The following is a 20,359-nucleotide window of genomic DNA, read 5'->3' as shown; positions in this document are numbered from 1 at the left end:
GATAAAGTTGCAACATGATTCTATGAATGCTAATGAAGAAATGCTAATTAACGAGATTAAGAAGATTGAGGTAACGAAACCTGAAGAGACAGGTATGCTCATTCAAAATCCAACAGACTTATCCATTATAAAGGAAGAAGAAAAGTTCATTATCGTTGCCATTAATAAAAAGCGATGTGCGATCTATTTTGAGAAAGAAGAAAAAGCCGAACTCGAGTTTGAAGCCCTGAAAATTGGAGCGAAACGAGGAATCACTCCAAAAGCACTTGCAAGAAAAGGAAATTATGTCATTATGAAAACGATTAAAGCACCAACAGTAGCTGAATACCTTGACGAAAATACTATAACAAAAGAGCTAACCGAAAAACTACTACACCTTCTTGATGAGTTCAAAGCTGCTGGATTTACCCGTCTTGATCAAAACCCATCCTATATCTATCTTCTGCCTACCGGAAACTTAAAAACGATCCATGTATACCGCAATACTAAATTGCCTATTAAAGAGTTTCCTAGACGGCTGATCAAAGGGATGGGGCATCAGGTTACTGATTTTCTGAAATATGTAGAAGAATTGAACCCTGACTTGTATGAAACTTGGAGACAACATCCAAAATTTGAATCAACTGTCGAAAAAGCAAAATCAGGCGATAGTAATTAGGAGTTGACACCAATATGAAAGTAGCAATGATCAGTTGGGAATACCCCCCGCAATTTTCTGGTGGATTAGGTGTCCATTGTGAAGGGATTACTCAAGAATTAACAAATATCGGAATAGAGATAGAATTCTACCTCCCTGCATTTAAGAAGTTCGAATTTATTGTCCCTGAAGGTATGACTTTACACCATGTGCAAATGAACAAAAAATTCTCAGATAACTCTTATTTAGGAAGTGTTATATGGGATTTTGTGCTCGATTTTAAGAGCCACCTCGAAGTAGCTTTTCAACCGGATGGGATTGACATTATCCATGCACACGATTGGATGGGGGTTTTTGCTGCATCAGGAATCTCTCAAAAATATAAGATCCCTCTCATCTGGACAGTTCATTCAACTGAATATGATCGAGCTGGAGGAAAATCACTTAACCCTGCAATCTATTCAATTGAACAAGAAGCTTTGGACACGGTAAAACATACAATCGCTGTTTCCAAAAGAACAAAACAAATTCTGATTGACCGCTACCAAGCTAAGCCCGATCGAATTACATCCATTTATAACGGCGTTCACATCTCCCCTTTTGAACAGATGGCAGTCCGTGATTACCAAGTGACAGATGGGCACATCTTATTTCTTGGTCGATTAACCGGACAAAAAGCACCAGATGACTTTTTACAAGCAGCAAGTTACGTTCTTGAAGAGCGTAATGACCTCAAATTTATGCTTGCTGGAGATGGAGACTTACTTAATAAGCTGCGTCTTAAAGCACGCCGGTTAAATATCCAGAACCGTGTAGAATTCACAGGGAGTGTTGTGGGTGAGAAATTACTAGATTGTTATAAAAATGCCTCTATGTTTGTTCTCCCAGCAAGATCAGAGCCATTTGGAATAACTGTACTAGAAGCCATGGCTGCCGGTCTTCCAACAATTATTTCTAATACCACAGGCGTCGGTGAAATTGTCAAGAATGTACTCGTTGTCGAGCCAAACCAACCGAAAGAATTGGCAAAGGCGATCCTTAAGCTCCTAAATGAACCTGCGTTAAGACAAACGTTAGGCCAACAAGGGGCACAAGAAGTACGTAAATTTTCTTGGAAGCAGGTCGCAAATGAAACTCATCAATTGTACCTTAAATCAATGGACACCAAATAAACGTTTAAACTTGCAAGAAAGGAGTTAATAGAATATGGAGAAAAAACAAGCACCATTACCTCCGATAGATACGATCATTTCGGCCTACGAGAGTAGCTCCCAGAATACCCGAAAAGTTATCGATGCTACTCTCGTTTCCTCTACCCCAAAAATCCGGAAAATGATTGTCGAATATCTTGTGAGATATCAAAATCAAGAGGGCGAGCTGAAAGAAGAATCTTTAATTGGAAAAGTATATTCAGATGAAGATAAAGGACTTGCAAGTTACCAATTCTTAAAGTATCTATGGGAAAATGGGTTTGATGTTAATCCCCAGCATACGATCGTTCGCCCGATTACTTATCTAAAGCAATGGAGAATGCTTCTTATGTCTAAGTCACCCGGAAAAACGATGGATGATTGGATCCATGACCCAAACGTGAACAGTAAGCAACTATCTTGTCTTGTTGCTGATTGGTTAACACAACTTCACTCAATCCCTCTTACAACAGTCAGAACAGCAGCACGAACTAGAGCTACTGCCGATATCAATCGTTTTTATGACGATCTAGTAGAGCGATTACCACAAGAGAAAGAAAGATTAATATCACTGTACCTGCAACTTGCTCAACAATCCAAACTGTTAAAAGCGAACGAAACGGTATTGCTCCATGGTGATTTTCATACAAAAAACTTATTCATATCCGGACAGCGGGTTATTGCGATTGATTTTGATCATCATTTTGCAGGTGATCCTGCTTGGGATATCGCATATTTGGCATGTCAGATACAAGTAAGCAGCTTTTTCAAGAAAGGCGATTTCGACTATTTAAAACCAATGGTCAAGTGTTTTATTGAACGGTATCTTGACTCTCACCCTACCTATAAGCGAAAGCACTTTCTTAATCGGCTCGCCATATACAGCGCTCGATCACTTTTTGAAAGCCTCCACTATGAATTATGCGTCTTAAATACAGGCAAATTCAGCATTGTAGATCCTTTTCTAACAAAGTGCGAACTGTATTTGAAAGGAATCGATGTAAATGAGTAATGTTTCCATTCCGATCGCTATTGTTCACCATGCAAATCAATACCTGATCACTAACGGCTACAACAACCGCCCAGGGATTAAGGACATTATCGGTCCTCCTGACGCTTCCACTGGTTTGCGAGCTGTACTTGATCTCCATTCACAATATAATATCCCTTTTCACCTTCACATTAGCGGTACATTTATTGAAGCATGTGCATGGTTTGATCCCCTCTTTCTGGAGGAAATCGTTGAATTGAGGGAATCAGGATTAGTGGAGATCATCGGATCGGCTTATGCCCAAAATATTATGCCGTTGTTTGATAGTGAACACAACCGTTGTCAAATCGAAGAAGAACTTCACCTAATCGAAAAGTGGTTAGGAGGTAATGTTTCTGAGGTTACTGGATTTTGGATTCCTGAACGTGTATGGAATACTAAGAAATTAGCCAATGTTCTTACGGATACAAGTCTAGCAAATGGCGGCTTTCAATATACTCTTTTGGATGATCGATTGTTCCTATCGAAAAATTCCCAGAAAAACTATGACAAAGATCCACGCTTCATGCCAGAATTATTTGAAGCTTATAGAACAAAAGACAGTCGTGAACTTATTGCACTTCCTATATCTACCGAAATGCGCCTTACTATCCCCCAAGAAACAGAGATGCATGAACAACGATTAAATACGCTAATGGCTTATGTGTATCAAGAGATTAAAAAAGGTCGAGATGTAATAGCCATTTATGGTGATGATATGGAGAAGGTTGCCGCAGTTCCACCTTGGAATCCTAAGGCTATACAGTACTATCGCCAGTTTCTTGAATGGCTAACAAATAAACCAAATGTTACACCCGTTCTCCTTCGATCTTGGATTACGAATCACAATATTCATCCTCCTAGAACGGTACAGACTGGTACGTACAGAGAGCTTGAAACTGAGTTCGGAGCCGGGGAAGATTATCTAAACTGGGCTCAATCAAAAGCTTGGGCTCCTTATCAACGTTACCTAATCGACACCTGGGAAAAGGTAAAGACGCTTTCCTCCACACCTGCCAAGCAGTCCCCATTATTTGACCTAGCTCGAAAACATCTGCTTGCTTGTGCTTATGAAACAGCTTGGCACGACGCTCCAAATAGCATTCACACCGATCCCAACAGCGATGCGGGAGAGGCCTTACCCGCTCCTTGGGCACGAGCAGTCGCCAGCCACGCTAGGGCTGCCGCACTCATAATGGAAGCAATTAAATGGGAGAAAGACCACAAGACCGCTGAGTTTGTACATTGTGATGTAACTGACTTAGACAATGACGGGCATAAAGAAATCATATTACGAAACAATACTTTGGCAGCAGTCATTTCACCACGCTTTGGCGGACGTATCGTTTATCTGTTTTCTTATGATGATAAAGGGAAATTGATTATTGGTAATCCAACAGACGACTGGAATTGGTTAGAAGAACTGAACGACTTTATGGACGTTCCTATGAATCACCCCGGCGCATTAGCAGACTATGGCTTTGAGCATGATACGTATGAAATTCTCTCTCTCTCGATCAAAGAGAACCAAGAAATTGAACTCGTACTTGTGAACAAAGAGCCTACCAGCTCTGCCAATGGATTAACAAAACGCTTTGTACTCAAAAAAGGGAGTAATGAGATTCATATTGATTACGAAAATATCCCTTCAAACATCCTGCCACTCTCACTAGATATTGGTTTATCACCAGACTACTTGCAATTGTTACGGAATGGCCGTTCAGAAATTATCCCTTACCAAAATAAAAATAAACGAGGCTTTCAAAATGGAAACATCATTTGCTGGATTGCACCTGTTTCCAATCACCTGATTTGGCGTATGCCACGCACCCCAATTTTCGGACATGGCTTTTGCCTAAGCCTTACAATGACAAAAACTTCGGGTTCTATCGCTCTTGGAGTGGAACAGACTGGATATAAAAAGGAGGATCAATGATCAATGAGCCAGGAACTGCAACCTGTTAAACTGATGGACACGATCTTAAAGGGGTATTCAAAACCTCAGCACGTTCTATTTTCTGATGGTCGTACGTATGTAGTGAAATTCAAAAACAATCCATCTGGAACGAGAATTTTAGTGAACGAATATATTGCTGGGAAATTAGGAGAGCTTCTCTCTTTGCCAGTGATTCCTTTTGAAGTGGTACAAATAGAAGATGATTTTTTAAAAAAGTTGCCAATTTATGCAAAATACAAACTGCAATCTGGTAACCAGTTTGCCAGTTTGTATATCGATAATTGCATCCAACTCCAAAGAGGTTCTAAGAACGAAGACATCAAAGTAAATAATCGTGAGCATCTTGCCGGTATGGTTGTCTTTGATCTTTGGATCGGCAACACAGATCGAAAAGAAAACAACGTTCTGCTCGAACCCGTAGAGAACGGGGAGCATTATCTCCATATGATTGATCATGGGCGTTGTTTTTCGAAAGCAGATTGGACAGTGAAAGCTCTTAAGAAAATGCCGAAAATGACCGTAAATTTAAACGTTCATAAGTGGTCTATTTCTTTAATGCAAAGTCAAGACGAGTTACAGGCAGCCATCGAAAAGACCATGTCCATACCAAAGGAAGCAATCTATGACATTATCAACTCAATCCCTGCCGACTGGGAAGTATCGGAAGCAGAACGAGAGGCACTTGTCACACATCTAGTGCAGGCTCAACAACTATTACCTAAAATAAGCGTAAAATCAAAAAAGAAAAAATAAGAAAGAGGGGGTCACATCTGACATTGTTGAGACCACCTCTTTCTTACTTGCTATAGGTTAATAAGAAGGGAAAAATCCCTAATTTGGAACTGCTCTCACTTTCAGTTTCAATTACAGGGATTTTTATTTTCTTACTTATTCACTCTTCAGGTACTTCTCCTCTTAATTTCATAATGAAATCTGGATAATCTGGATCATTAACCCATCTGTTATACCATTTCGGACTGATTTCTTGGACTATTTGGAGAAATTTTTCTGCATTTTCCCCTAAATCACTGATTAACTTCTCCGCCAAATAGACAGGCTCTGGTTTAATAATATGAACCACATCAATGATTTTCATTTTTTCATTAGGGACAACATAGATGTGTCGTGCGGAATGATCGAAGCGATTATATCCAGCTTCCTCAAAAGAATCCAGTAAATCTACAATTCTTGTTGCTAACTCTTTGTCTAGTGGGTTCTTGTCCAAATATTCAAAAAGTGTCGGATGAGTCATGTAGTCCATGACGATGTAATTTTCACCAGAATAATACACCTTAGGACAAATCCCAACTTTTCCACCTAGTTCCAACGCATGAAGCTCCCTCTCCAAATCAATTTTGCGGCAGTAAATTTTCACACAGCGATTCTCATCGATTTGAAAAACAGCCCCCTGGTGTCCTTTTCCAATCAACTTAAAACTTGTGGGATTAACTACCGCAACACTATTGGATGGTTTGGATATACTAATCTGATCGAGCTTATCTGCAAGCTTCTTTTTCAATTTCACTGTCAGCACTCCTTACTTTCTTCTATAAATCTATTTACTATAGGGTATGCTGATAATAGTCCTCTTGCGATAGACAGCTCTCACGCTGGATACATCAAATTTTATAGTATATTAAGAAAACTACTGAGTATTATGACTCAGTAGTTTCGAATTACAATTACTTCATTTCTTATACACCGGCGTACGACATAAAGCCACCATCAACCGGAATTGTTATACCAGTTACAAAACCAGACATATTTTCATCAGCTAGCCATAATAAAGTACCGAGTAAATCACTTGGCTCACCAAAACGTCTCATTGGTGTATGCGTAATAATCTTTTGAGCGCGATCTGTTAAGGATCCGTCTTCATTTGTTAGAAGTCTTCTATTTTGCTCTGTTAAAAAGAATCCTGGAGCAATCGCATTAACTCTAACACCTGATTCAGCCATATGAACTGCTAACCACTGAGTGAAATTATCAACTGCTGCTTTGGCTCCACTATAGGCAGGAACTTTTGTCATTGGTGATGGTGCACTCATAGATGACATGTTAATCACGATAGCACCCTTTTGGTTAATCATATCTTTTAAAAATACTTGCGTAGGAATAACCGTTCCTAGAATATTCAAATTAAAAACATGTTGAAATCCATTAGGTGTTAAATCAAAGAATGTTGTAACCTCATCATTTGTAAGGTCTTCCTTTTTAAAGATTTCATTTGTTGTAATGCCATCCGGATGGTTACCACCTGCACCGTTAATTAAAATATCACACGTTCCTAGTTCTTTTGTGATAAGCTCTTTTGCCTCTTTCACACTTTCCACATCAAGGACGTCACATGCGATAGCAAGTGCCTTACCACCAGCTGCTACAATCTCTTCCTCAACAAGCTTTCCCTTTTCGGCAGTACGATTTAAAATGGCAACCTTAACACCTTGTCTAGCTAGTTCCTTAGCCATTGCACTACATAGTACACCACTTCCACCTGTGATAACCGCAACTTTACCCTTTAAATTTTCATTGATTGTAAGCATACTATTCCTCCATTAACAACTATTTCTTTGCTCTTTCTAAGGAGTCCCAAATGCCCCATAAATACATAATGCCTAATGCTCTATCATATAATCCGTAGCCCGGTCTACATTTCTCATCCCAAATATGTCTTCCGTGATCTGGTCTTGCATACCCTTCAAAACCATTTTCATGATATGCCTTTACAATATCATAAATATCAACTGAGCCATCACTAGTACGATGTGATGTTTCAATGAAATCACCATTCTCATAAATTTTTACATTGCGAATGTGTGCAAATGGTATTCTATCAGCAAATTCTCTTACCATTTCAGCTACATTATTATTAGGATTAGAACCTAAAGAACCGCTACATAAGGTCAATCCGTTATATGGGCTATCATAAAGATCTAAAAATCTTTTCAGGTTATCTCTATTCGTAATTATTCTTGGTAAGCCAAAGATAGGCCAAGGTGGATCATCAGGATGAATCCCCATTTTAATATCACATTCTTCAGCCACTGGAATGACCTTTTCCAAGAAGTATTGCAGGTTATTCCATAAGTCCTCTTCACTTACATTGCGGTATGCTTCAAAAAGCTTTGTAAGGTGTGCTAAGCGCTCTGGCTCCCAGCCCGGCATCGTTAGATCTGAGTTTTCATTGATTTTATTCACCAGTTCAAAAGGATCGATATTCTCAATTTTTGAACCTTCATAAAATAATGCTGTAGAACCGTCCTCAAGCTCTTTAAAGAGATCTGTACGTAACCAATCAAATACCGGCATAAAGTTGTAACACACAACCTTAACCCCAACCTCTGATAGCTTCCTTAATGTATTTTGATAATTCTTAATGTACTCATCTCTTGTCGGTAAACCAAGCTTAATATCCTCATGTACATTTACACTCTCAACAACATCAATGTTTAAGCCATATGCCTCCGCTTGATTCTTCACCTCTAAAATTCTTTCCATTGGCCACTCATCCCCAGCTGGAATGTCATGTAATGACCATACAATTCCTTCTACACCAGGAATTTGGACAATGTTTTTTAAAGGAATACTGTCGTTACCTTCTCCAAACCATCTAAATACCATTCTCATACTAATCACACTCTCTATCTCTATTATAAATTACTTTTATATCTGCTTTCTGGCATCTCTAACAAGCTTACAGTACTCACTTGCTAGCCTCGTTATCTCTTCATAATCACCAACTAGTGCTGGTTTAGATAAATCACTCCCTACACCAATTGCAACAGCACCATTGCTAATCCATTCACTAACATTTTGAAGGTTTACACCACCAGTAGGCATTATCGATACTTGCGGTAGCGGACCTTTAAATGCCTTGATCATTCCCGGAGAAAAATGATTGCCTGGGAATAGCTTAACAATATCACTTCCATACTCTAAAGCTGTTTTCATTTCAGTTACAGTCATACAGCCTGGCATATAAGGAATTTGATATCTATTGCAAAGCTTTGCTGTTTGTTTATCAAAACTTGGGCTTACGATATACTCTGCTCCTGCTAAAATAGCAATTCTGGCTGTTTCGCTATCTAACACACTGCCTGCACCGATTATTAGATCCTTTAAATTTTCATTATCTTTCAGTGATTTAATAAGATCAGTCGCACCAGGTGAAGTGTATGTTACTTCAATGGCACTAATTCCTCCACTTACAGCAGCCATAGCTGTTTTCTCTGCTACCTCTGCACTTTCAGCCCGAATAACAGCAACGACACCTGAGTCAAGAATTCTATTTAAAATTTCTAGCTTTTGAATCATTTTTCAAAAACCCTCTTTCGTTATTTTTCCTTTTTTATTCTTCAAAGGAGATGACAACTTTTCTAATTTCATTAGGAGATTTTTCAATAAAATCGATTGCCTTTTGAATGTCTTCTAATTTAAATTCATGAGTTACCATTTCTTCAATGTTAATGCTTTTATCATTTAATAATTTAATAACTTCTGGAAATTGATTAGTTTGTAGTCTTGAACCCACTATTGTTACTTCTTTTTTCGTTATTGGGAGTTGAGAGATTTGTGAAGGACGAGTATCAAATCCTAAAACTACTACTCTTCCTGCAGGCGATACAACTTCAACTGCATCTTCAAAAGTCTTTTGAATACAAACGGCATCAATAACAACGTTTGCTCCTTCACCTTCAGTAATCTCAAACACAGCATCTTTAACATCTTTCTCTGAAACATTTACGATATAATCTGCTCCCCATGTTTTAGCAAAATCTAATCGCTCTTGTGATAAATCTGTGATAATACATTTTGCACCTTTAGCTTTTGCGATTTTTAAGCAGCAAAGTCCAATTGGCCCAGCACCCATAATTAAGACCATATCCCCTTCTCTAACATCACCGCGCCAGTTCGCTTGTGCTCCGATTGTAAAAGGCTCGACAAGGACAGCTTCCTTCCAGTCAAGTGAATCATTCACCTTGTGAACGATGTTCTCTGGCATGACAAGGTATTCTTGCATACCACCATCTTTGTGAACGCCGTACACCTCCAGGTTACTACAAACATTTCTTCTTCCAGATTGACAAGCATAGCAGCTTCCACATGACTCGATTGGCTCTACAACAACTTTATCTCCAACCACAACGTTTTTAACATCTTCACCAACTTCTATTACTTCTCCTGTTACTTCATGTCCAATTACCCGTGGCAGTGTAGCTAATGGATTCGTGCCGTGGTAAATATGAATATCCGAACCGCATATACCGACCATTTTTACTTTCACCAAAACTTCATTACCTTTTGAGATACTCGGCTTTTCTTTTTCTATAATCTCTAATTTTTTAGCACCAATTACTTGAACAGCCTTCATCAATTCTCAACTCCAATCATTAATCAAATAAACTTGGTAACCAAAGCGTTAATTCGGGAATAAATGCAACTAATAATAGAACTAAAATACTAGCAGTGATAAAAGGTATAAGAGCTATTGAGGTCTTCCCAATAGAAACTCTACCTATACTTGAGGCAACGAATAAACATACCCCCACCGGTGGAGTAGATAAGCCAATAATTAAACCTAGAACCATAACAACACCAAAATGAACTGGGTCCATTCCAACGCTCGTTGCTACAGGAAGTAAAACTGGGAACAAAATAACAAGAGCTGCGATTGTTTCCATAAATGTCCCAACGAATAACAACAAAACTACGATAAGTAAAATAACAATTACCTTACTATCTGAAATTCCTAAAATAAAGTCGGCAACCATTTGAGGAATTCTTTCACTTACAAGAATCCAACCAAATAAGTTAGCTAAACCTACTAATATCATTATTGAAGCAGTACTTTTCATTGAAGCTAGGAGAATTGAAGGAATTTCTCTTACCTTCAAGCCTCTATATACAAAAAGTCCAATGATTAACGCATAAACCACAGCTACGATCGAAGCTTCAGTTGGAGTGAATAATCCACCTAAAATTCCGTATAAAATAATAACTGTCATAAGTAATGCCCAAAACGCATCAATGAACGATTTTCCAATTTTTGATAAGGATTGTCTCTCCCCTTTAGGGTAGTTTCTTTTTACAGAAATAATATAAGTAACTATCATTAAACTTACACCTAACAGTAAGCCAGGAAGTGCACCAGCTAAAAATAAATCACCTATTGATACACTCGCTAATGTACCAACAATAATAAGTGGTAATGATGGAGGTATAATTGGACCTACTGTCGATGAGGATGATGTTACTGCTGCGGAAAAATCAGCGTCATATCCTTGCTTTTTCATTGCTGGAATTAAGACTGAACCAATACTTGCTGTATCCGCTAAAGCTGTACCTGAAATCCCAGCAAAGCCCATTGATGAACCAACATTGGCAAGACCTAACCCACCACGAATATGTCCAACAACATTATTGGCAAAATCAATAATTTTATCTGTAATTCCACCTGCATTCATTAAATTACCTGCCAAAATAAATCCTGGAATACATAACAATACAAAAGAATTTAAACCGCCAAACATACGCTGCGGTATAATACTTAATCCGATATCAGCTAATAGTAAATAAATGATCGATGAGATACCTAAACTAAATGCAATTGGTACTCCTAAAAAAATTAAAGCGATAAATGATAAGAATAGAACTAATGCTAACATTTGTTATCTCTCCTCCTTTGGAGGCCCTTTAAAGTAGTCAAACACATGAATAATAGCATACAAACAAATAAATACCATTGAAATTCCAATTGATGCGTGAATAACTGACATTTCAATCGCCATTGTTGCTGAAGTTTGTCCACGCCCAATTAACATAAAATGATACCCTTGAAATGCAATGATTGCTGAAACTGCAACAATCAGTAAGTAAACAATCCCCTCGTAAATATGTTTAATTTTATTAGGGATAAATTGCATAATTATATCAACACTTATAAATTCCTTATCCTTTAATGCTAGAGGTGCAGCAAAGCAAATAGCATAAAGGAATAGGAAACGTGTAAGTTCCTCTGTCCATACAGCCGAAACTGGGAGAAAACGTGAAGTTACTTGAAATAACACGACTGCAATAATGCCAATAAAGCAGAGAATAGTTCCAGCCTCTAATGTTCGATCAATAATTTTTGTACCCCTCACTTAACTCATCCCTTTATTAAAAATTAGGGCATATTACTTATCCTAGAATCTATTAAATTATATTCCGAATAAGTAATATGCCTTTAAAAACTATTCTACTTCCAAGATTCTCTCATACATTGCATATTGCTCTTCAGTTAATTGTGATTGAATAGCAGGAAGCATAGCTTCTCTGAACGCATCTTGGTCAACATCACTGTTAAATGTCATACCAGCTTCTGTTAAAAGAGTTCTGTACTCTGCAAAAGCTTCTTCATATAAATCACTGCCGTATACTTGTGCTTCTTCTGCTGCAGCAAATACAGCTTCTTTTAATTCATCAGATAATGCAGCTAACTGCTCGTTACCTACTAAAATATAAATCCAAGAATACACATGCTCTGTTTCGTTTACATAATCTTGAACTTCAGCAAATCCAGCACTGTGGATCAAATCAAGTGGGTTTTCTTGTCCATCAATTACTTTTTGCTGTAAACCTGTAAATACTTCATTAAAGTCCATTACTTGCGGTCTAGCACCTGCAGCTTCCCAAACACTTAAGAATAACGGAACGTTTGGAACACGCATGCTGAATCCACTTAAGTCATCTGGATGACTAATTGGCATATTTGATGTTAAATTACGAGGTGCACGAGTATGATAATAAAGTGGAGTTAACCCTACTTTTTCGACAATTTCCTCTTCAATTTCTTGACCAATATCACCTTCGATAACATTTACTAAGTGAGCTTGATCTCTAAATGCATATGGTACAGCCATTAAAGCTGCTTTTGGTGCCCAGTTTGCCATCGTCTCACCAGAGATTACCATGTCTACTGTTCCCGCTTTAATACTATTAATTGTATCTGTTTCTCCACCTAACTGGTTGTTAGGATAAATTTCAATTTGAATTTGCCCATCTGTTTTTTCACTTAATAATTCACCAAATTTTTCAGCTGTTTGATGCCAAATATGGTCTTCGTTTGCTAGATGGCCAAACTTCCAAGTAATTTTTTCTCCTGAAGCTGCCCCTTCACCATTCGCAGGTTCAGATTTGTCGCCACCGCCTCCACATGCAGTAAGAGCAAGTGTTGCAGCAAGAATCATAGAAAGCATTTTGAATTTTTTCACTTCAATTCCTCCTAAATATGTCAGTTTAATAGATTTATCACTTTTATTTTTTAATCCAATTATTCATTCTTTATAAAACCACCTCCCCTTAAAAATCAGGTATCATTAGTTTGAAACAAGATATTGATAAACAGTGTCTGTTACTGAAACTCCGCTTTTTAATGAAATTTCTTCTTTTAATTGCTCTGGCTCACCAGGTACCATGACCTTGTTAAAGCCGCTAGCTGGTTTAACACGATGAATCTCTTTAATCATTTGGTCCATTTGCTCTAAGAACATGTCTTTATCAGTGAAAGCAGAAGGATTGATCGCACATACATAATGCCCTAACTTACGCGGTTTATTGTAATCTCCGTACATTTTTGTAATATGTGGACCAAAAGCAGCACCCGCTAATAAGCCAGAGAAGATTTCAACAACAAGTCCCATTCCGTAGCCTTTCGGGCCAGCAAATGGAGATAGCGCTTCTACTTTATGAGGATCTGATGTACCTACTCCTTCTTTATCAACACCCCAGTCAGCTGGAATACTTGTCCCACTTTCTCTGGCGTGAAGGATTTTACCTAGTGCAACGTTACTTGTAGCCATATCAAGTATGATTGGTTTACTTTCTTTTGCAGGGAATCCATAAGCTACTGGATTGGTACCTAGGAAGGGCTCTGACCCTCCAAAAGGTACAACGATATTATCCGTATGAGTCATCGCGATCCCAATCAAACCTTTGTTTGCAGCCTGCTCTACAAAGTAGGATAAAGCGCCGCAATGGCTACTGTTCACGCAAGTTACCATTCCAATACCATTTGTTTCAGCTAGACTAATGGCATACTCCATCGCTTCTTTCATTACCACATGTCCCATTCCATCATCACCATCAAAGATAGCTGAACATGGACCTGTACTTTCAACTGAGAAATTGGGATTTAGATTTAATCCACCCTCATTCAGCCTTTTAACATAGTGTTCTGTACGTAGAACACCGTGAGAGCTAACTCCCCGTGCATCCGCATGGACTAAAACATCAGCAACTACCTTTGCATGATTCTCACTTAGTCCTACATTAGTTAATTTGTCTACTACTAAGCCTTTAAGTTCATCATGTTTCACAATCGTATTGGACATATTATCCTTCCTTTTTAATTATTCTAATTTTGTATAATTATTTCTCACTTCTTCATTTATAAGAGGAGACCGTATCAATGGTTTTCTTTAATAATTAATATGGTTAGCGTTCAATAAATTCTTTTTCCCCAAGCTGGACTAATACATCATCTAAATATGGCAGTCCTTCATTATCACCAGATACACTAACCACCATAGAACCTATCGTATTTGCAAAAGTTAGAATTTTTTCAAGAGGCCATTCTTGCATTACGCCATAAATAAATCCAGCATCAAAGCCATCTCCAGCACCAACAGTGTCGACTACCTTTTTTGGTACAACGGGAGCTGCTTCTATAATCTCACCATTATGATAGCCAATTGAACCTTTATCACCTTGCTTAAGAGCAACATACGAAATTCCTAACTCTTCACATTTATTAATAATTTCTTTAGGATCACTTGTACCAAGTAGTAAATCAGCTTCATCTACACCTGTTAAGAAAATATCCACTGAACTTAAAAACTGATTTAATGCTGCTTTGGCTGCTTCTTTATTCCATAATTTCAAGCGAATATTTGGATCAAAGGATATTTTCAGGTTATATTTTTTCGCTAATGCAATCGCTTTTTTTACAATTTCAATATTTTTTGGATCAATTGCTGGAAATACACCAGTAATATGCAATAACTTTGCATTTTTAAAAAGCGATTCGTTTAAGCTATCAGGACTTAATGTTAAAGTAGGAGATTGGTTACGATAATAAAAAGTACGTCCACTTCCATCCTCCATAATTTCTTTAAAGTTTAAAGACGTAGGATAACCAGGCACTAACTTCACCTCTGAAACATCTATTCCTTCCCCACGTACGAAATTATAGATAAAGCGTCCAAACTCATCATCACCAAGACGGCTAATCCAGCTAGTGTTTAAACCTAACCGTGAACTGCCAATTGCAAAATTTAATTCAGCTCCTCCAACCTTCCTTTCAAAAGATTGAACAAATCTCATTGGTCCAGACGATGCTGGATTAAAAGTAATCATCGCATCCCCAATTGTTATGATATCGGTCATTTGCATTTCACTACTTTCCTGCTTAGTTTAGAATTATTGTTGTAATCGGTTTCATTTCTTATAAAAAATTTTATTTACATAAAGTAATCGGGGTATTTTTTCATTAGTTCTTCTCTATCAATCGTAATAAGACTTAAGTGAGCTCTTACAACCTTTTCTGCACGTTCTGTATCCTTACTACGAATCGATTCGACGATCTCATGATGTTGAGATATAAGTAAGTCAATATTCAACTTTTCCGATAAACTAAGTAAACGCACTCGATTAAAGTTGATCTTCATCATATTGTTCATTACTGACCATATTCTTGACTTATTACAACCTTCAAATACGATAGAGTGAAAAGCATCATCTAAGTTGTAAAACTCATTGTAATTCTTATTAGCAATACATTTATTCTGAAGTTCTAAATTCTTTTCTAACTCCAGTAAGTATTCCTCACTTAACATTTCACAGGCTAGCTTTGCAGTAGCCACTTCAAGTTGTTCCCGCATAAATCTCGATTCTTCTAAATGATCTAAGTCAATTAGCGAGACAAAAGATCCTTTTTGTGGATATACGGTAACTAAATCTTCCTGTGAAAGTCTTAAAAATGCTTCTCTCACTGGGGTACGACTAACTTGAAGTCTCTCTGCCGTTTCATTTTCACTAATCGCTAACCCTGGCTTTAAAGTAAGATTACTTATTTCTTCTTTTAAAAATTCATAAACTCTCGTTCGAATCGAGGGATTTCTCGTATTATCAAACGTACTCAATTTCATTATTTGAAAACCTCCAAGTTTCCCAATTACAACCTACCATACTTGTATACTAGTATTAAATTAATTATAGCTTCTTAATCGAAACTACTATACTTGTATACTAGTATTAAATTGATGAAGTGTCAATGTATTTTTTATTGTTAAAATACTCTGACTTCCTCATTGGATATATGACCAACCTAACATATATCTACCTTCAACTGCTTGTATATAAGTTACTGGTATATTAACAGGCTTGCATTCTAAAAATAATATATCCAAAGTAAAAAACGATTCATGAGAATTCATGAATCGTTTTTTATTACCGTTCTTCTTTATCAACAGTTTACCGTTTCCTTGCATTTGCCTAAATAACAAGCTGTCGATACTTTCTCAACAGCCAGTTTTATGTCTAATTGACACCACTTTTTCAAGAAATTTAAATTATTCGTCTTAAAAATTCGGTTTTCTTATCTTTAATAGAATCGATTCCCCCATAAAGGAATACACTTTGTTGTTCTCTGTTTTAATTCGAAATTTATCTAATATTTCTTTTGAAGATCGTAACATAAAATCTGATAATTGCTCTTTCTCTTCTCCTGAGAAATTCATGAGCTTGCACCAATCATCAAAAATAAACGTTTTCGTAAATCGATAAGACTCCTCGATTTCAAAACCATTCTCCTCTAGTATCTTAATCCATTCTGATTTCTTATAAGCACGTTCGTGGCTATAGTCCCTGTCTTTTTCAACCTTATTATAAAATTGATCAAACTCTTCTCTTTCAGGTGAAACATTGTCTATTAATAAAAACGTACCATTTTTCTTTAACGTTCTAAACGATTCTTTGACAAAAGAAGAAATGTTAGAAAAATGATGCGCTGCAATACGACAGGTTATAATGTCAAAGGTTTCATCTGAAAATGGCAGACTTTCTGCATCACCTTTAACAAACTCGACATTGTTATTACCATTTCCCTCAATAAACTTTCTTGCAACATCTATTATTTGATCTGTTATATCCAGGGCAACCACTTTTCTTGATAATGGTGCAAGAGCATTAGCTGTATGACCTCCACCTGTTGCAATGTCCAAGACATATTCTTCACCTGTTAATTCAGCTATCTCTATTAATTTAGCTAAATCTTTACCCTTAGCGTGCCATTTACTAGTAACATAATTTTTAGCGTTTTTACCAAATTGTGATTTAACATTTTCTTTTATTTCTTTATCATCCATATTATTAACCACACCCTTACAATTATTAGTATAATTCACAGTTGTTGTCCTCTTCATTATGCCCATCACATTTTAGTAAATTATATTTTTGTTTATAGCGGTACATACATATCTTTATCATTACAGATAACTTTTTTCTATCCCTCTAATTATACAAAAAACTGTATACTTATTGAAATATTGATATTTGAACCGTCGTAGATCATTTGAAAAATAAAATAGTTTAGGAGATACTAGATTATAATAATTTTTATTTGAGGTGAAAATGTGAAGAATGTAAGTTCAGTTTTCTGGTACGCACTTTTTATTTGTGCGGTCCTTGTCGTTTGGGGGGCAATTGCTCCAGATCATTTACAAGCCGTATCTTCAAATGTAACGATGTATATTTCCGAATCATTTGGATGGTACTACTTATTAATTATCATGATATTCTTGGCTTTTTGTATTTACTTAATTTTTTCCCGGTTTGGTAACATTAAATTGGGGAAAGAAAACGATCATCCAGAGTTTAGTCTACCATCATGGTTTGCCATGTTATTTAGTGCAGGAATGGGGATGGGGTTGGTTTTTTGGACGACTAGTGAACCGATTTCCCACGCATTTAAGAGTCCTCCAGGGGCTGAAGCAGGATCTAATGAGGCCATTAGACAGTCGCTTCAATATTCTTTTTTTCATTGGGGGATTCATGCCTGGGCGGTATATGGGGTCGTGGCGCTCGTTTTAGCTTATTTTAAATTCAGCAAAGGTTATCCTGGATTAATCAGTGCCACCCTCATCCCGATTTTTGGAGAAAAAAGTATGCGAGGAATCGCAGGAAAATTAATTGATACACTGGCTGTCTTTGCAACAGTGGTAGGCGTTGCGTCAACACTAGGCTTTGGGTCTGCACAAATTAACGGTGGCTTAGCTTATCTTTTTAACACACCGAATAACTTCGGAATGCAATTATTGATATTAGCCATTGCCACCGCTTTATTCATTTTCTCAGCATGGTCTGGAATAGGAAAAGGAATTAAATATTTAAGTAATATCAATATGGGATTAGGATTTGTATTGTTACTGCTCCTATTTATCGTTGGGCCTACATTATTTATCTTAAACATGTTTACAGCTACGCTTGGAAGTTACATCGCTAACTTTTTTGATATGAGTTTCCGCATATCTCCATTAAATGAAACAAGTCGTACATGGATTGACAACTGGACAATCTTCTACTGGGCATGGTGGGTCTCCTGGGCTCCATTTGTAGGAATTTTTATCGCTAGAATATCGAAAGGCCGTACAATTAAAGAATTTATGCTAGGTGTGCTTTTTGTTCCGGCATTAGTTTGTTTTATCTTTTTCGCCGTTTTTGGTGTTTCCGCATTAAATATCGAAAAAAATGGAATTGATACAATTTCCAACTACTCTCTTGAAACGACAACGTTTGGTGTCCTTCAGAATTATCCATTAGGTGAATTCATGTCTCTACTAACCATCGTTGTTATTGCAATCTTCTTTATTACCTCAGCAGACTCAGCCACGTTTGTCCTTGGAATGCTAAGTACAGAAGGCTCTATCAATCCTGCTAACTCTGTTAAAATTGTTTGGGGTATTGCCATGTCAGCAATGGCAGCCATCATTGTCTATTTCGGAGGTACACAAGGGCTGCAGAATATGTTAATCATTGCAGCACTGCCATTTTCCATTGTCATATTGTTAATGGGATCCTCCTTTTACAAGGCAGCAAAACAAGATGTTGGAAAAAGAAAATCCCGAAAAGAAGAAGGATACCAACAAATTTCATAACTTAATAGATATGATGATTCCTGGAGCTATACTTATAAACTTACTGCCCTTACAAATACGTAAGGGTAGTTTTTTTGTGCTTCCCTCCGCTTTTCTATAATAAAAATAAAAATCAATCACTGGCCTTCACTGACCGTCACTGACCTTCACTGAGTTAACTAAACTCCACTCATCTCCTCTCACCGAGTTTGAGGAAATTCAACAGGTACTGGTATGATCTTTTTTATTAAATAATCATTTTTATTAAATAATCAATCTTGCAAACAATTAATTGGAGGAATGAACTTTGGCTAAGAACAGAATTCCATTAGTAGATACTGATATACACGAACGCGTTCAATACAAGGATATCCTTGTATATCTGGAGGAACCTTTTAGACACTATATTTCTAATTGTAATTGGATACAAGAAAAACATATGCCTTATACCCAACCCGCCGTTGCAGGTGTTGACCGGGCAGACGCGATTGTTCCAGACGGCCGCCCGGCTGGATCAGATTTAGCATTTATGCAAGAACAACTTTTAGATGACATTGGTCATGAATACGGCATTTTAACGAGCGCCCTAGACCCTTCCCCTTCGTCTATGCATGGCTGGTATGAAATGGCTACAGCTTTAGCAACAGCCTATAATGATTGGCAAATTGAAAATTGGTTAGAAAAAGATAAACGATTATATGGTTCCGTTCATATTGCTGCACAAGATATTGAAGGGGCAGTTAAAGAAATTGAAAGAGTTGGATCGCATCCTAAGATGGTCCAGGTTTTACTGCCGATTGATGACATTATGTGGGGAGATCCGTACTATCATCCAATTTTTGAAGCGGCCCAAAAACATAACTTAATGATCGGCATGCACCACAATGAACCTCCTGTCTATTACGGGAAATGGCCAAGATATTTCATTGAGTGGCACACATTAATTCCAACCGCTCATATGAAGCAAGTGACAAACATGATTTTTAATGGCGTTTTTGATAAATTTCCTAACCTTGGATTGATGATGATTGAGGGCGGATTCACTTGGATTCCGCATTTAATGTGGAAGATGGATCAGCAATACCGGGATTTACGACATGAAGTACCTTGGCTAAAAAGAAAGCCCAGCCAAATTTTTAAAGATCAAATTCGAGTGACAACTCAACCAGCGGAAGAATTAACGAAAAAAGAGTTTATGTCTCTTATTGAACAAATGGGTACCGATGAAATACTATGCTTCTCTACTGACTATCCACATTGGGACTACGATTCACCAACTCGTGCCCTGCCAAATATGGACCCCGAGCTAGAAAAGAAAATTTTCGCAGAGAACGCAAAAGCATTTTATCCGAAATTACCTAATTCATAAGGAGG

The 20,359-nt window shown here is 37.3% G+C and carries 19 protein-coding genes; 7 read left to right on the top strand and 12 right to left on the bottom strand.

What is annotated here, in order from left to right; translation table 11 throughout:
• The first annotated feature begins 7 nt into the window (after positions 1-7).
• Genes ACJ2A9_RS22130 through ACJ2A9_RS22110 form a run of 5 tightly spaced genes read left to right on the top strand, consistent with a single transcriptional unit; the run spans position 8 to position 5,567 of the window.
• The gene (locus tag ACJ2A9_RS22130; protein WP_441423876.1) at positions 8-658 is read left to right on the top strand and encodes a hypothetical protein; all 651 of its coding nucleotides are present in this window, start codon (positions 8-10) and stop codon (positions 656-658) included.
• A 14-nt stretch (positions 659-672) separates the two neighbouring features.
• On the top strand, positions 673-1,809 hold the full coding sequence (locus ACJ2A9_RS22125) for a glycosyltransferase family 4 protein (RefSeq protein ID WP_441423875.1): 1,137 nt from the start codon (positions 673-675) through the stop codon (positions 1,807-1,809).
• Positions 1,810-1,843: 34 nt separating this feature from the next.
• On the top strand, positions 1,844-2,839 hold the full coding sequence (locus ACJ2A9_RS22120; protein WP_441423874.1) for a phosphotransferase family protein: 996 nt from the start codon (positions 1,844-1,846) through the stop codon (positions 2,837-2,839).
• Positions 2,832-4,793: a hypothetical protein gene (locus tag ACJ2A9_RS22115; RefSeq protein WP_441423873.1), complete on the top strand. Its 1,962-nt coding sequence runs from the start codon at positions 2,832-2,834 to the stop codon at positions 4,791-4,793. Before ACJ2A9_RS22120 ends, ACJ2A9_RS22115 begins: the two co-directional genes overlap by 8 nt.
• A 3-nt stretch (positions 4,794-4,796) precedes the next feature.
• Positions 4,797-5,567, top strand: a complete 771-nt coding sequence (locus tag ACJ2A9_RS22110; protein ID WP_441423872.1) for a HipA family kinase — start codon at positions 4,797-4,799, stop codon at positions 5,565-5,567.
• Positions 5,568-5,706: 139 nt separating this feature from the next.
• On the opposite strand, the gene ACJ2A9_RS22105 is transcribed toward ACJ2A9_RS22110, so the two are convergent.
• The 12 genes from ACJ2A9_RS22105 to ACJ2A9_RS22050 form a co-directional block, all read right to left on the bottom strand.
• Positions 5,707-6,339 carry a hypothetical protein gene (locus ACJ2A9_RS22105; protein ID WP_441423871.1) on the bottom strand — a complete coding sequence of 211 codons (633 nt, stop codon included), beginning with the start codon at positions 6,337-6,339 and terminating at the stop codon, positions 5,707-5,709.
• Positions 6,340-6,508: 169 nt separating this feature from the next.
• Positions 6,509-7,357: an SDR family oxidoreductase gene (locus tag ACJ2A9_RS22100; RefSeq protein ID WP_441423870.1), complete on the bottom strand. Its 849-nt coding sequence runs from the start codon at positions 7,355-7,357 to the stop codon at positions 6,509-6,511.
• 19 nt (positions 7,358-7,376) lie between these two features.
• On the bottom strand, positions 7,377-8,441 hold the full coding sequence (uxuA, locus tag ACJ2A9_RS22095; RefSeq protein WP_441423869.1) for a mannonate dehydratase: 1,065 nt from the start codon (positions 8,439-8,441) through the stop codon (positions 7,377-7,379).
• Between the two features lie 36 nt (positions 8,442-8,477).
• A complete protein-coding gene (locus ACJ2A9_RS22090) occupies positions 8,478-9,128 on the bottom strand; it encodes a bifunctional 4-hydroxy-2-oxoglutarate aldolase/2-dehydro-3-deoxy-phosphogluconate aldolase (protein WP_441423868.1) in 651 nt (216 codons plus the stop codon).
• 34 nt (positions 9,129-9,162) lie between these two features.
• Positions 9,163-10,185, bottom strand: a complete 1,023-nt coding sequence (locus ACJ2A9_RS22085) for a zinc-binding alcohol dehydrogenase family protein (RefSeq protein ID WP_441423867.1) — start codon at positions 10,183-10,185, stop codon at positions 9,163-9,165.
• Positions 10,186-10,204: 19 nt separating this feature from the next.
• Positions 10,205-11,479, bottom strand: a complete 1,275-nt coding sequence (locus ACJ2A9_RS22080; protein ID WP_441423866.1) for a TRAP transporter large permease — start codon at positions 11,477-11,479, stop codon at positions 10,205-10,207.
• Positions 11,480-11,482: 3 nt separating this feature from the next.
• Positions 11,483-11,956: a TRAP transporter small permease gene (locus ACJ2A9_RS22075; protein ID WP_441423865.1), complete on the bottom strand. Its 474-nt coding sequence runs from the start codon at positions 11,954-11,956 to the stop codon at positions 11,483-11,485.
• A gap of 90 nt (positions 11,957-12,046) precedes the next feature.
• Positions 12,047-13,066, bottom strand: a complete 1,020-nt coding sequence (locus ACJ2A9_RS22070) for a DctP family TRAP transporter solute-binding subunit (protein WP_441423864.1) — start codon at positions 13,064-13,066, stop codon at positions 12,047-12,049.
• 105 nt (positions 13,067-13,171) lie between these two features.
• Entirely contained in the window at positions 13,172-14,185 is a 1,014-nt protein-coding gene (gene allD / locus ACJ2A9_RS22065) for an ureidoglycolate dehydrogenase (RefSeq protein ID WP_441423863.1), read from the bottom strand.
• A gap of 103 nt (positions 14,186-14,288) precedes the next feature.
• Positions 14,289-15,239, bottom strand: a complete 951-nt coding sequence (locus ACJ2A9_RS22060) for a sugar kinase (protein ID WP_441423886.1) — start codon at positions 15,237-15,239, stop codon at positions 14,289-14,291.
• Between the two features lie 74 nt (positions 15,240-15,313).
• Positions 15,314-16,000: a GntR family transcriptional regulator gene (locus tag ACJ2A9_RS22055; protein WP_441423862.1), complete on the bottom strand. Its 687-nt coding sequence runs from the start codon at positions 15,998-16,000 to the stop codon at positions 15,314-15,316.
• A gap of 432 nt (positions 16,001-16,432) precedes the next feature.
• Entirely contained in the window at positions 16,433-17,218 is a 786-nt protein-coding gene (locus ACJ2A9_RS22050; protein WP_441423861.1) for a class I SAM-dependent methyltransferase, read from the bottom strand.
• A 267-nt stretch (positions 17,219-17,485) separates the two neighbouring features.
• On the opposite strand from ACJ2A9_RS22050, the gene ACJ2A9_RS22045 reads away from it, so the two are divergent.
• Together ACJ2A9_RS22045 and ACJ2A9_RS22040 are read left to right on the top strand one after the other, a co-directional pair.
• Entirely contained in the window at positions 17,486-19,006 is a 1,521-nt protein-coding gene (locus ACJ2A9_RS22045) for a BCCT family transporter (RefSeq protein WP_441423860.1), read from the top strand.
• A 286-nt stretch (positions 19,007-19,292) separates the two neighbouring features.
• Positions 19,293-20,354: an amidohydrolase family protein gene (locus tag ACJ2A9_RS22040; protein ID WP_441423859.1), complete on the top strand. Its 1,062-nt coding sequence runs from the start codon at positions 19,293-19,295 to the stop codon at positions 20,352-20,354.
• The last annotated feature ends 5 nt before the right edge of the window (positions 20,355-20,359 follow it).

It is taken from the genome of Anaerobacillus sp. MEB173 (genome assembly GCF_052119505.1).
Lineage (GTDB): Bacteria > Bacillota > Bacilli > Bacillales > JBJMAU01 > JBJMAU01.
This window is presented reverse-complemented; position numbering and strand designations above follow the sequence as displayed.